The sequence below is a fragment of the Megamonas hypermegale genome (assembly GCF_900187035.1).
GTDB classification, from domain to species: Bacteria; Bacillota; Negativicutes; order Selenomonadales; family Selenomonadaceae; genus Megamonas; species Megamonas hypermegale.
Genome location: NZ_LT906446.1, coordinates 1,045,500 through 1,059,426 on the forward strand (window position 1 = coordinate 1,045,500; position 13,927 = coordinate 1,059,426).

Sequence of the window (13,927 nt, forward strand, 5' to 3'; positions counted from 1 at the left end):
ACAAAATATAAAATAAATATTATTCCCCTTTAATTTATTTTCTTACTAATAAAAAATAATTATTACAACTATAGAAGGAGAATTTGACATAATATATGAGTAAAATATGCCCTGTATGTCATACCATTTTTAAAGTACGAAATAACCACCATACTTACTGTTGCTCTCACTGTAGAAAAATACACCATAAAACAGTATATTACGATAAAAAACGACCTGAACATAAACATGTTCAAAATGCAAAAATAATACGAATGTTTTATTGCCATAAATGCAAGAAACAAGTACTCGTTACTGATGAAAAAGATAGACGAAAAAAATTTTGTAGTCCACGTTGTGAAAAATTATATTGGAAACATCCACGTCAAAAGATAATCAAAAATACCATTTAATTTAATCATTTTTATATTAAATAACAAAAAAAGACTTCACATAAAGTGAAGTCTTTTTATTACCGTAAAAATTATTTAGCAGCGAAGAATTTTTTAGCAACTTCTACATCGAGGTTGTAAAGAAGAATATCTTCGTCTGTAGGATTAGCAACGCCAAGAGCTTGAAGTTGTTTTTTAGTACGTTTTTTGAAGAATTCTTCAGCAACAGCTGGGAATAAAGCGTAAGAAAGAACATCTTCTTCAGAAGCGTTAGGGAAACCTTTTGCAGCAAGTTCTGCTTTGAATTTTTCCATGCCTGGTTCGAGAAGGTCAGCAGGACGGCAAGTAATGATATCTTCTTGTTTAATGCCGCATTTTTCGAGAACTTCAGGGTTAACAGGCTGTGGAGTACGACCAAATCTGCCGCTAGCAAGTTCTTTAAATTCTTTTGGAACCATTTTATAACGTTCGCCAGTCATAACGTTAAATGTAGCCATTGTACCAACGATTTGGCTAGAAGGAGTTACGAGTGGAGGATAGCCAAGGTCAGCACGAACACGTGGCATTTCATCAAGAAGTTCTTGATATTTGTCTTCCATGCCAGCTTCTTTTAACTGGTTAACAAGGTTGGATAACATACCGCCAGGAATCTGGAAGTCAAGAACGTTAGGGTTAACATCGAAGTAACCTTTTAAGTTGAATTCTTTAATGATATCCTGTTTTACTTTGAGGAAATGTTTAGCGATAGGAGTCATAGCTTGACGGTTAAGACCAGTATCGTATTCAGTTCCTTCAAGAGCAGCAACCATAGTTTCTGTGCAAGGCTGGGAAGTATCGAGAGCAAATGGAGAAAGTGCGCAGTCGATAACATCAACGCCAGCTTCAATAGCTTTTAAGTAAGCCATGGAACCAAAACCACTAGTGTAGTGAGTATGGAGCTGGATAGGAAGTTTAGTTGCAGCTTTTAATTTTTTAACGAGGTCATAAGCTGTGTATGGTTCGAGCAAACCAGACATATCTTTGATGCAGATGGAATCAACGCCCATAGCATCAAGTTTTTTAGCAAGTTCTGCAAATTCATCAGTAGTATGAGGGCCACCAACAGTGTAAACTAAGCAACCCTGAACTTCTAGATAATGATCAACTTCATTTTTTGCTTCTTTTGCAGCATCAATAGCTGTTTTAAGGTTACGAGTATCATTTAAAGCATCGAAGATACGGAATACACCGATACCATGTTGAGCTGCTTTTTTAACGAAAGCACGAACAACATCATCTGGATATTGATAGTAACCTAAGAGGTTCTGACCACGAAGTAACATCTGAATAGGAGTTTTGAGATGTGCTTTCAATGTGTCAAGACGTTCCCATGGATCTTCATCAAGGAAACGAAGGCAGCTATCGAATGTTGCACCGCCCCAAGCTTCCAAAGATTTATAGCCGATAGCATCGAGAGCTTCGAGCTGCGGAAGCATCTGGGAAAGACGCATACGAGTAGCGAGTAAGGACTGATGGCCATCGCGTAATACTGTTTCAGTAATTTTTACTTTTGCCATAATAAAATAAACACTCCTTCATATATATGCAATTGGCATATTTTCTATAACAATATTATAAAAAATTCGAAGTCTAAATGATATATTTTTAATTTTTTTATATCAAGCTTCAAGGCTGATGCCCCAACCTTTGTATTAATATCCTCATGATTAAAACAGAGGTATTATGACATATTTCTCATAAGATTTTACTTATTATATATATCAAAAATGTGTCGTTTTAAACCGTTGCACATTCCTTAAACATTCTAATTACAGTATAGGTATTAATAAAACTATTGTCAATGACTTTATGTGATTTTTTTAACACATTTAATATAATAATAAATAAAATTTATAATTCTAAACCGATATATTTACTTATATATATACTATTCAAATTAATTTTGTTTAATTGCTTTATTAAGCCAAGCTGGAATATCTAATCCATACATCATAATAAAACAATACACCGTTATATATACATCTGTTAAACTATTATGAACTTCGCCGAAATTAGGACAACGACAATAATTTGCACAAGATTTCAAACTAGGCATATTATTATCATGACTATAAATACGTGAAAAAGATTTTTGTAAATCATATAGTATAGAATTTCTACCAACATATATATGGTCTTTTTGCATAAATCGCACATCATTTTCTATACCATAGCCCACAACCATATCCGCATGTTTAAAAATATTTTTAATATCGCGACGAAATGCACTCATCGTAAAACAATTTTCTACCATTTGTGGTGTTATATGATGAATACTTTCCGTATCTTTCCATGACTTACATCTTTTCGGTTTGATATATTCATTAAATAAAACACCTTTATATAAATCTATAATACTAAGCTGCAAAATTTCATCATATTTGGTATTTCCGCCAGTCATCTCCATATCAAAAAATATTACAGACGGCTCACGGTCTACAAAGGCAATACAATCTTGTCTAAAAACCAAATTGAACACATCCTATTTATAATCTTTTATTTTTCTCTTACAATATAATACTACAAATACGGTGAATTCCACAATCAAAATAATATTTCTAGTGCAATATTATTATAAATTTTTCATTAATATATATCAAATAATATTTTATGATATCATCGATAAAATAAACTAAACCATATAAAAATACAATAGCTAGATTAATTAATATTAAATCATATTCTTTAAATAATTTTATTTACCACGTATTTTATCAAACTAATTTATTTTTATCATTATTTAAAGATTTATTTATAAATTTCTATCAATTAATCTAGCTAAATCGTGCATTAATTTTTTATCATGGACAGACTTTATCTATCATTATATTTAAGACTTCAATATCAGTTGATTTCATACCTTCCTTACCAATATAACCTACAGCTCTAATGGTTTTTTCTAAATCATCTTTTACAATACCTTCACCAGATTTAAAACCATCGCCTTTCATACTCATTGTATGCGCTAAAAGTGCTGCATCTAATGAAGATGAAATCTTTGCTGCGCAAGAAGGTTTTGCTCCGTCGCAAATTATACCGCAAGTATTTCCAAGTGTATTGATAATTGTAGATGCAATTTGGTTAAAATTGCCTCCGAGCATATACGTTATAGCTGCACTACAAGCATATGAAGCACTTACTGCACCACAAAAAGCAGACAAATTGCCAATATATTTTTTCTGATGAATAGCTAATAAATTACTCACAGCTAAAGCGCGATACATTTTTTCTTCTGGAATATTATAATACTGGGCATAAACTACAAGTGGAACGCAAGTTGTTATTCCCTGATTTCCGCTACCTGAATTAATTACTACAGGCAAGGAACAACCACTCATTCTCGCTTCTGAAGCAGCCGAAGCCATAGCTCTAGCTTTTATTGGTAAAATATCTTCACCATATAAAGCTAATAAATTGCGACCGACATTAGCTTCATATTTATTTTTAATACCTTCGCTAGCTATTGCCATATTACATTTTACTTGTCTTTCCAAAATCGGTTTTATATCATCTATATTTACAGTATTTGCAAATTCAATGATATCTTTTACATTTAATAAGGATTTATCTGCTGGAGCAGAATTTTCAACATGGGCAATTTTATTCACTTTATCGTAAATAACTGTATCATCTTTAACAATTTTAATTATATTTGTATGTGAATCAGAAATTACTACCTGCGCACTATGATTGTCAAAATAAACAGTGATATCAATGTATAAATTATCCGTACCTGGTACTAAATCACAAGTGCAAATATCTTTTTGCAACAATTCACGCAAATACATTCTATCTTCATCAGTGACACTTTCTAATACTTCTAATTGCATATCAGCTTTACCACCGATGATACCTAATAATGCTGCTGTATCAATTCCTTTTAAACCACCTGAATTTGGCACAGTAACACCTTTTACGTTCTTTATTATATTTCCACTGCATTTAACTACTACTTTTTGTGGAAATTCACCTAATACTTCTCTTGCTTTCGCTCCAGCATAAGCGATTGCAATTGGTTCTGTACAACCTAATGCAGGAACTAATTGCTCTTTTAAAATATTAATGTAATTTTCATAAATTTCCTGTTGCATAAAAATCGCTTCCTTTCACATATTTAACTACTAAAAGTATACCATACTACTAGAAAAAAAATAAGTCGAACAAATAAAAATATAAACAAACCATATCATTATGTACACTCTGAAAAGATTTTATTTAAGTCTATTACATAAAAAAAGCAATACTAAAAAGTATCACTTATTTTTTATAAATATTTTATTCTAAATCTGCATTCCAATCATAGATAATACCCGTTGCTGAGTCAATTTCAAATTCATATTTTATATTATTGAATGACAATTTACCTTCATAATAATCTCGTCCATTTGAAGATTTTTTCCAAATTTCAATTGTATCTATTGGCGCATTTAACACTTTTTCATGTACAATTTGTTTTGCTTCATCTATTGTGACAGGACTGCCACCTAATCTATCAAACCAATTCTCATCTACCTCATAATCAGCCCCAATAATACTCCCATCTTCTATGGCTATTTCATAATCATAATCACCATAATTTGTTTCAAATTCAATATCATAAATAGGAATGTTTCCATCTTCATCTTTTTCAATCTTAATATTATACGCATTATCCTGTGGCACACTTGCATCATCGAGAGCAATTAAAAAAGCCGTCTTATCATCAATATCTTTAAACTCAATGGTTTTTGTTGATTTTTTGTTCATGTCATTGGGTAATGAACTATTTTCTGATGTTACTTCTGATTGTCCACATCCAATAATGCCCAAGGATAAAACTACAAATATTCCAACCAAAAGCCATTTCATTTTTATACCTCCTATAAATAAAAATACAATTATTTTTAATCTATTTAATAAAATTATCTCTATGTATATTATAAACTTAAACACCATTCTATAACAATATAGCAACTTATCAAAAATATAATAAATATATATATTCATTTCATAAAATTATTAAAAAATATGTATAATTTATAACAATTTTAAGATAGAAACTTTCTTTGCTTTTATTGACTCCCCATTTTGTTATGTTATAATGTGAAACGAAATGAGGTGCTTATTATGAAAAATATTATTTTTATAGAAACAATCGTATTTCTTATCTGTGGTATAATTCTTTCCCTTGCTTCCGGTAGCCCTATTATGTTAGCTATTTCTATCAGTGCAGACATAGCCCTTGCTATCATTCAGTTTATTGGCATAAAAATCGCATTTACTAATGAAGAATTTATAAATTTAAATGATAATGATGATTACACATCTTGTCATAGTACTCATAATTTATAATCTATCAATTAATACATATTTATTTTATGTTATTTTCAATCTAAATAATTTTTCAGTTTAAGCAAAAGCTTCAATACGAAATTGTATTGAAGCTTTTTTATTTCATTTTTTGTTGTTTTCGAATTTTCAACGGCGTATTACCAAAACGCATTTTAAACATACGCATGAATAATTTATAATTATTAAATCCATATTTTTCTAAAATATGTGATATTAATTCATCTGTATTTAATAAATCACTGTAAATATATGATAAACGCACTTCATTTTGATATTCTAAAAAAGTTATTCCCATATGTTTTTTAAAAAAACGACAAAAATATTTCACCTGAAAACCTGCTACTTGAGCAATTTCGTCAAGTGGTATAGCTCGTATATAATTTTTAGCTACATAATCTAAAACTTCATTTAATTTGACTAAATCCTGCTGTTTTTGACTTACATTTATTTGATATACTTTCTCACTAAAGTCACGTTGTATAAGACATAATAATTCAAATAATAAACAATTAAAATATAATAAAAAGTTTTCTTCATACTTGTCATCTAATTCCTTCATTTTTCGCAAAAAAGCTTTAATTTTATTTATCTTTTGTTGTTTTAACTCATTTTCTTGACCATCATTGACAATAAATTTCACTTGTTGTATATTCGATATGAAATTTTCAATAAAATCTAAAGGAATTTGCAACAAAATATATTTATTAAAACTTATTGCTTTATTTGAATGTATTACATTAGCATTGATTAACATACATTCTCCAGGATGTAAAATACGTGAATTATTTTCTACTGATACTAACAATTCGCCTTCTAATAAATACACTAATTCAATAGCTCTATGCCAATGATTAGGAACATATCGTCCTTTATTTGTTAATGTACAAAAACGAACTTTAATAACAACTGATGTTCTTATCTGTTCATAATTTATTTTTTCCATTTCTCAATTCACTTCTTTTCAAATACAAAATATTTTATTTTAGTATTATAACCATAAACATAAAGAAAAAGGAAGCATTTTTTATGCTTCCTTTTATATCATATGAATTATTCTTTATTTATTTCTCTATGCAAGGTAATTCTTCTACCCACTTTATATTCATGACGTAAATAATTTTGACAATCTAAAAGCTCATCGCCTTCTTTTATTTCTGGTTTTTTATATGTGCCATTAGATTGCAATATTCTCGCTTTAAGATTATCTTTCCACATTATACATAATGTATCATAAATACTTTCTTTTATTTTACGGTCATAAATAGGTGCTGCAATTTCTACGCGATTTTCAGTATTTCGTGTCATCCAATCAGCAGAAGAAATATACATCTTCATCTCATCACCTGTACCAAAGCAATATACACGAGAATGTTCCAAAAATCTGCCTACAACGCTGATTACTTCAATATTTTCCGTCTTTCCTTTTATGCCTGGTAAAATACAGCAAATACCGCGAATTATCATTTTTATTTTTACGCCAGCTTGTGAAGCATCTTTAAGTGCATCGATAAGTTGACGGTCAGTGAGTGAATTCATCTTTAAGAAAATAGATGTTTCTTGACCATTTTGTGCTTTTTCAATTTCACCTTGAATTAATTTCAACAATGTTGGTTTAAGTGATACTGGTGCAACAAGTAAATGTTTATACTCTTCACCATATAAATTATCAATACCCATATTCTGGAAAAATTCCACAGCATCTTTACCAATGCCTTCATTGCTTGTAATCAAAGAAATATCGGTATATAAAGAAGAAGTCGATGCATTATAATTGCCTGTACCTATCTGTGTAAAGTATTTTATACCATCGTTTTCTTGCTTCATAATCAAGCAAATCTTAGAATGTACTTTATATCCTTCCATACCATAGATGACTTTACAGCCAGCATCTTGTAAAAATTCTGCCCAGTTGATATTGTTTTCTTCATCAAATCTAGCACGAAGTTCCATTAAAACTGTGACATCTTTGCCCATTTTAGCTGCCATAGCTAAATAATTCATGAGCTGTGCTTTATGGCTACCTACACGATACAAAGTGATTTTAATAGCAAATACTTTATCATTTGTCACAGCTTCTTTAATGAATTTAAGGAAAATATCAAAGCTTTGATATGGATATTGCAACATCACATCATTTTGACTTACATAATCCATGATATTAGCATTTTCTGGTACACAGCAAATTGTAGATGGACTAAATGGCGGATACATGAGCATATTCTTTTGTTCATCAGTAAATTTACTACCTAAGCTAAAGATATATGATTTATTAATTGGAGATTTATAAGTAAAAATTTGTTTTTCTGTGATTTTAAACTGATTTGTCACATATTTAATCATAGAAGAATCAAATTCGCCTTCAACTTCTAAGCGAACTGGTGCTAAGCGTTGTCTTTTAAGTAAAACTTCTCTAGCATGTTCCAAAAAATCTTCGCCTAAATCTAAACGTTCATCATCAAGACTTATATCTGCACTTCTTGTTACAGAAAGAATTAAACTTTTTTCTACTTCATAACCATCAAATATTTTATTAGCGTATGAAGCGATGATATCTTCCATCATAACATAGCGCAATTTTGTTTTATTAGGCAAATAAATTATTTTTGGTAAATTAGCTGGTACTGGAATTATACCAAATACTTTACGTTTTTTACGAGTTAAAACAATTCCCACATATAAAGCTTTATTGATTAAATGAGGAAAAGGATGTCTAACATTGATAATTTGAGGAGAAAGAAATGGTCGTACAAAATTATCAAAATAATCTTTTACGTAAGCTTTATCCTTAGTAGTCAATGAATTAACTTTTTTACGTTCAATACCTGCTTTTTTCAAATTTTTTTCTACATCAGCAAATATTTTATCTGCTTTTTGATTGAGTTTTTTTGTTGTTTCAAAAATTTTAGCAAGTTGTTGCTTTGGTGTCATGAAACTTTTATTATCAAATTCATGTGTTTCTATTGAAGCTAAATCCCAAAGACTGCCTACACGTACACGATAAAATTCATCTAAATTACTAGCATAAATAGCAACAAATTTTAATTTTTCATATAATGGCACATTTTCATCAATAGCTTCTTCCAAAACACGTTCATTAAAACGAAGCCATGAAAGCTCTCTATTTTGTGTATATGTGGTATCAATTTTATTATCCATTAACTTTTTCTTCCTCTTTTTTACTTAAAATTTGTCTATACAAAAATCCTTCACGCACACCAGCACGACTTACATAAATATTTTGTACTTTAAAATGTTTTACAATGGTGTTTAAAACTATCATACCTGGCATAATAGTGCGTACACGTTCTGGAACTACTTTTAAAAGTGTTTCCAAGGTATCAAGTGGGATAAATTTCTTATCTTCACGATTTTCTAATCGCTTAACCATTGCACGTAAATTTTCTGATGTTACGAAACGATTATTTGCACTTAAATTATAAAAATAACTGTTTAATTTATCTACAGCACGAATTGTACCGCCAACCCCACAAACTGACGGGCAATCTCCAAGATTGCTAACTTCATATCTATCGAGCATATCTTCTACGCAATTTTCAATTGCTTTACGTTCTTTTTTTGTAGGAAATAAACGACTTACAAATTTAGTATACATGCTAAGTGAACCGATTGGTAAACTTACAGCATGTTGTATTTCCATATCTTTATAGAAAACAAGTTCTGTACTACCACCACCGATATCGACCAAAAGACCAGTTTGTAAATCAACTGTTCTAGCAGCTCCTACAAAGTCATATTCTGCTTCTTGTGCCCCGCTTAAAAGCGAAATAGAAAGACCTGTACGGTCTTCAATTTCTGTAACAGCAGCTTGACTGTTAGAAATATTTCTAAGTGATGCAGTAGCAAAAACATGCATATCTGTAACGCCCAATTCTCGTGCCAATAAATTAAAACTATCTAAAATATAACAAGCACGATTTATGCCTTCAGCTACCATCATTCCATCTTTAATAAAAGATGCCAGTTCTGCCATTTCTTTTTTATTTAAAAGTGCACGTGGTCTACCACCTTCTACTTTATAAATAACTAAGCGCATTGTATTTGAACCAATATCTACAACTGCATACATCATAACCACTCCCTATTATATTGTAATATATGTTTTTTATACTAATATTAAATTTATGTAAAATATATGCAAAAATTTTCTATAAATCACCATTTAACTTATCATTCATATTATATATATCTTATCAGTTGAACAATAAAAATACAAGTTATAGAATAGTTTTTAAGCAATTTTTAATTTAAGCACTCTATCCTTTAAAATAAAGTCTTTTTTATTTTTATAATATAAATACTTTCTTTAAGGACGTGTTACAATGTGGATTTTATTTGCCTTTGGTTCCGCCATTTTTTCTGGTCTTACGACAATTTTAGCAAAATGCGGTATTCAAAAAACAGATTCAACCATAGCTACTGCTATCCGAACAATCATCGTATTGTATTTTCTTTAATTATGGTTTGTTTAGTAAATTCTCAAGCAATGATATTTACTTTATCCATTAAAACATGGATATTTTTAATTCTTTCAGGCATTGCTACAGGTGCTTCATGGCTTTGTTATTTTAAAGCTCTGCAACTAGGTGATGTCAATAAAGTAGTTCCAATTGATAAATCAAGCATCGTTTTGACCATGATACTTGCCTTAATTATCTTTGATGAATATTTTTCTTATTTAAGTGGTATCGGTATCATTTTAATAACGCTTGGTACTTTTTTAATGATTCAAAAAACCGCAAGTTCAAGAGCTTCTACAAATAAAGCTTGGTTAATTTATGCTATATTATCTGCTATTTTTGCCAGTTTAACTTCTATCTTAGGTAAAATCGGCATAAGCGATGTAGAAGCTAATTTAGGCACAGCAATTCGCACTGCAATCGTACTATTTATGGCTTGATTTATTGTCTTTTTTACCCATAAACAAAAAATGCTTTCAAAAATTATGCCAAAAGAATTATTGTTTATATGTCTTTCTGGTGTAACTACAGGTGCCGCATGGCTTTGTTTCTATAAGGCATTACAAATTGGCCCCGCTAGCGTCATTGTACCTATCGATAAATTAAGCATATTAGTTAGTATTTTTTTCTCTTACTTTGTATTTAAAGAAAGATTATCTCTAAAAGCAAGTATAGGTCTTTTCCTAATTGTATTTGGTACTTTTTTAATGATACAACAACATTAAAAATCATTTCATCGTATAATTCGCCTCATTAGAGATATACAACTATACAATCACAATACGATATTATATATATTTTATCTCTTATCAATGGAACAATACATCGTTTTTGTAAATTTATCGTTGACAATTTTCTAAAAATATATTACACTAATAGACGACAAAGACGTCCTATTCATTCGAATAGGACGTTTTTTATTTTATAAAGTAAGAAGGGATATTTATGGTAGAGCTTATCCGATATACAGAGAAAGTCAACGATTTATTAAAGCGCTACGGCGTGAAATTCGGTATCTATAAAAACCACGAATTTCATGAACAACTTTTTCCATTTGATTGCTTGCCTCGCATAATCACTAAAGAGGAATTTGAATATTTAAGCATGGGATTAATCCAACGTGTCGATGCTTTAAATGCTTTTTTAAGTGATATATACGGCGAAAAAAACATCATCAAAGACAATGTCATTCCACCAGAATTTGTTTATTCTTCTAGTGGTTACTCAGTAGAATGTGAAGGTATTGTGCCGCCTAAAAATATTCATTCTCATATTTCTGGTATTGATTTAGTACAAGCTAAAAATGGAACATGGTATGTATTAGAAGACAATTTACGTGTGCCAAGCGGTGCATCTTATCCTATGATTGCTCGTTCTATATGCCGCCGTGCCAGCCCTATGACTTATGTGCACAATGAAGTAGCAGATAATAGAAACTACGCTAATATGCTCAAAGAAGTTATGGATTATGTAAATACTGGCGGTATCAATGCTGTATTTACACCTGGTAGAATGAACGCAGCTTATTTTGAACATGCTTATTTAGCAGAAAAAACAGGTGCTGCACTTGTCAGCACTGATGATGTCATCGTAAAAGATGATTATTTATATTTTAAAAATTACACTGGTTCTTTAAAGAAAATTGGCGCACTTTATCGCCGTATTTCTGACGATTACTTAGACCCAATGACATTCCGTGAAGATTCCTTAATCGGCATACCACATCTCATGGAAATCTACAAAAAAGGCAATGTTGCCATCATCAATGCACCTGGAAATGGAGTTGCTGATGACAAAGGCATTTATTACTTTGTACCAAAAATGATTAAATATTACTTAAATGAAGAACCTATTTTGAAAAATGCTCCTACTTATTTGCCATATTATGAAGATGACCTCAAATATGTCTTAAATAATTTCGACAAACTTGTAATCAAAGATGTTGCCGAAGCTGGAGGATATGGTGTATTTTTTGCTAATACACTCTCACCAGAAGAAAAGACAGCTTTTATCAATAAATTAAAACAAGAACCTCGTCGTTTCATTGCTCAAGAAGTCATTGATTTTAAAGGTCTAGAAATTTTAGATGGTGAACAGCTCATTGAACGTAAAGCAGATTTACGTGCTTTTGTTTTAAGTGGTGAAACCACTAGAGTATGGAAAAGTGGTTTAACACGTTTTTCTCGCAATCCAAATAGTTTTATTGTTAATTCATCACAAGGTGGAGGTTTTAAAGACACATGGATATTATCGCGTTAAACAAGGTTGATAATTTAATATGGCTAGGACGTTATAGCGAACGCGTTTACAGCACTATTAAAGAATTTTTTATTAGTTACGACAAGATGTTAGAACATCCTAATTTCTACATCAAATACTGTAATGATTTCAAAATTCCTAATATCTATAGCGATACAGAAGATTTTGTAAAACGATATATAAAAGATACAAATGACCCAAATTCCATCATTTCTAATTTATATCGTGCTTATGATAATTGTGTTATTTTGCGCAATGAAATTGGCACACAGACAATGTCTTATTTAGAACTTGCTGTAAACGATTTAACTTCTCTAAAAGATTTTGACTCCTGCATAATTGATTTACAGAATATCTTAGACCATATTCTCGCATTTTGGGCATCACTCGACGATGAAATAGAAAATTATGAAATACGCAATATCATAAAACTAGGTAGACGACTTGAACGATTAGATATGTATCTTTATCTTCATAAAGATATGCATGAACTTGTAAAAGCTTGCGATATGCTAGAACATCGCTTGGACTACTCTCATATTCCTTATAATAAAGAAGCTTTTATCGAGCTACAATCCATGTTAAAAAATCCAAATACAAATCAAGATAATTTAGATTACAATAAAGCAATATCATTAACAGAAAGTTTAATTTAATACCATGAAAAATATGTATATGGATTATCATTTGAAAATTTCTTTTGATAATAAAATAAATCATCATTTTTTTTCATTAAGATGTTTGCCCAAAACTGAACCGCGTCAAATCATAAGTGATGTGCGCATTAGTTTAGATGCAGATTATTTCTCGTTTAGCAAAGATAGTTTTGGCAATCGATTTTGGTATGGTTATAAAGAACAAGAATCTACCGAACTCAATTTACATGTAACAGCAAAAGCATTAGTAAATTGGCAGAAATACGATTTTGACAATCATTTAAAAGATGTATTTTGTTTACCTACATCACAAACAACTATAGGTGAAAATCTACTACCTTTTTATCAAAGCTGTCTTATTAAAACAGAAAATATCTCTAATGATTATGACAAATGTCTATGTATCATGCAAATGGTACATAATACAATGTCTTATGTTCCCGAGATAACAAATATAAAAACGACAGCAGATGAAGCTTTTTCTTTAAAAAAAGGGGTATGTCAAGATTATGCTCAAATTATGCTGGCAATTACTCGTAAGATGAAAATTCCATCTCGATATGTAGCTGGTGTAATGTTAAATGAAAAATTCACCCATGCTTGGGTAGAAGTTTTCGTTAATAAGCGTTGGTATGGACTTGACCCTACGAATAATCTTCTCGTAAATGATGCCTATATTGTTTTCTCTCGCGGTCGCGATTATAAAGATTGTCTAGTAAACAAAGGAATTTTTTTCAGTCCTGTAGCTGTCAAACAATCCCAAAACATCATATTAAAAGTTGAGGAGGTATAA

14 protein-coding genes are annotated in these 13,927 nt (G+C 30.4%); 7 read left to right on the plus strand and 7 right to left on the minus strand.

Annotation, left to right across the window (positions count from 1 at the left end):
- Positions 1-463 precede the first annotated feature (463 nt).
- From CKV65_RS04980 to CKV65_RS04995, 4 genes are all read right to left on the minus strand, one after another.
- Positions 464-1,927 carry a pyruvate carboxylase subunit B gene (locus tag CKV65_RS04980; RefSeq protein ID WP_027890283.1) on the minus strand — a complete coding sequence of 488 codons (1,464 nt, stop codon included), beginning with the start codon at positions 1,925-1,927 and terminating at the stop codon, positions 464-466.
- A gap of 380 nt (positions 1,928-2,307) precedes the next feature.
- A complete protein-coding gene (locus CKV65_RS04985; protein ID WP_027890284.1) occupies positions 2,308-2,880 on the minus strand; it encodes a 3'-5' exonuclease family protein in 573 nt (190 codons plus the stop codon).
- A gap of 331 nt (positions 2,881-3,211) precedes the next feature.
- Positions 3,212-4,501 (minus strand): L-cysteine desulfidase family protein, encoded by a 1,290-nt coding sequence (locus CKV65_RS04990; RefSeq protein WP_027890285.1) that lies wholly within the window; start codon positions 4,499-4,501, stop codon positions 3,212-3,214.
- A 184-nt stretch (positions 4,502-4,685) separates the two neighbouring features.
- Positions 4,686-5,258: a PepSY domain-containing protein gene (locus CKV65_RS04995; protein ID WP_027890286.1), complete on the minus strand. Its 573-nt coding sequence runs from the start codon at positions 5,256-5,258 to the stop codon at positions 4,686-4,688.
- 258 nt (positions 5,259-5,516) lie between these two features.
- Here CKV65_RS04995 and CKV65_RS05000 point away from each other — a divergent pair, with 258 nt between their 5' ends.
- Entirely contained in the window at positions 5,517-5,741 is a 225-nt protein-coding gene (locus CKV65_RS05000) for a hypothetical protein (protein WP_027890287.1), read from the plus strand.
- Between the two features lie 97 nt (positions 5,742-5,838).
- Here the strand turns inward: CKV65_RS05000 and CKV65_RS05005 are convergent, their stop codons facing one another.
- The 3 genes from CKV65_RS05005 to CKV65_RS05015 form a co-directional block, all read right to left on the minus strand.
- The gene (locus CKV65_RS05005; RefSeq protein ID WP_027890288.1) at positions 5,839-6,684 is read right to left on the minus strand and encodes an AraC family transcriptional regulator; all 846 of its coding nucleotides are present in this window, start codon (positions 6,682-6,684) and stop codon (positions 5,839-5,841) included.
- Between the two features lie 107 nt (positions 6,685-6,791).
- Positions 6,792-8,897 (minus strand): polyphosphate kinase 1, encoded by a 2,106-nt coding sequence (ppk1, locus tag CKV65_RS05010; protein ID WP_027890289.1) that lies wholly within the window; start codon positions 8,895-8,897, stop codon positions 6,792-6,794.
- Positions 8,890-9,831: a Ppx/GppA phosphatase family protein gene (locus CKV65_RS05015; RefSeq protein ID WP_231922720.1), complete on the minus strand. Its 942-nt coding sequence runs from the start codon at positions 9,829-9,831 to the stop codon at positions 8,890-8,892. The genes ppk1 and CKV65_RS05015 overlap by 8 nt, the downstream gene beginning before the upstream one ends.
- A 250-nt stretch (positions 9,832-10,081) precedes the next feature.
- Between CKV65_RS05015 and CKV65_RS10985 the strand changes: the two genes are divergently transcribed.
- From CKV65_RS10985 to CKV65_RS05035, 6 genes are all read left to right on the plus strand, one after another.
- Entirely contained in the window at positions 10,082-10,216 is a 135-nt protein-coding gene (locus tag CKV65_RS10985) for a hypothetical protein (RefSeq protein ID WP_269457068.1), read from the plus strand.
- A gap of 2 nt (positions 10,217-10,218) precedes the next feature.
- A complete protein-coding gene (locus CKV65_RS10930) occupies positions 10,219-10,659 on the plus strand; it encodes an EamA family transporter (RefSeq protein ID WP_231922721.1) in 441 nt (146 codons plus the stop codon).
- Positions 10,660-10,662: 3 nt separating this feature from the next.
- Positions 10,663-10,944 carry an EamA family transporter gene (locus tag CKV65_RS10935; RefSeq protein WP_269457073.1) on the plus strand — a complete coding sequence of 94 codons (282 nt, stop codon included), beginning with the start codon at positions 10,663-10,665 and terminating at the stop codon, positions 10,942-10,944.
- A 220-nt stretch (positions 10,945-11,164) separates the two neighbouring features.
- Positions 11,165-12,478, plus strand: a complete 1,314-nt coding sequence (locus CKV65_RS05025) for a circularly permuted type 2 ATP-grasp protein (protein WP_027890291.1) — start codon at positions 11,165-11,167, stop codon at positions 12,476-12,478.
- A complete protein-coding gene (locus CKV65_RS05030) occupies positions 12,460-13,134 on the plus strand; it encodes an alpha-E domain-containing protein (protein ID WP_027890292.1) in 675 nt (224 codons plus the stop codon). Before CKV65_RS05025 ends, CKV65_RS05030 begins: the two co-directional genes overlap by 19 nt.
- 4 nt (positions 13,135-13,138) lie before the next feature.
- Complete coding sequence (locus CKV65_RS05035; protein ID WP_051177622.1) at positions 13,139-13,927, plus strand: transglutaminase-like domain-containing protein; 789 nt, start codon at positions 13,139-13,141, stop codon at positions 13,925-13,927.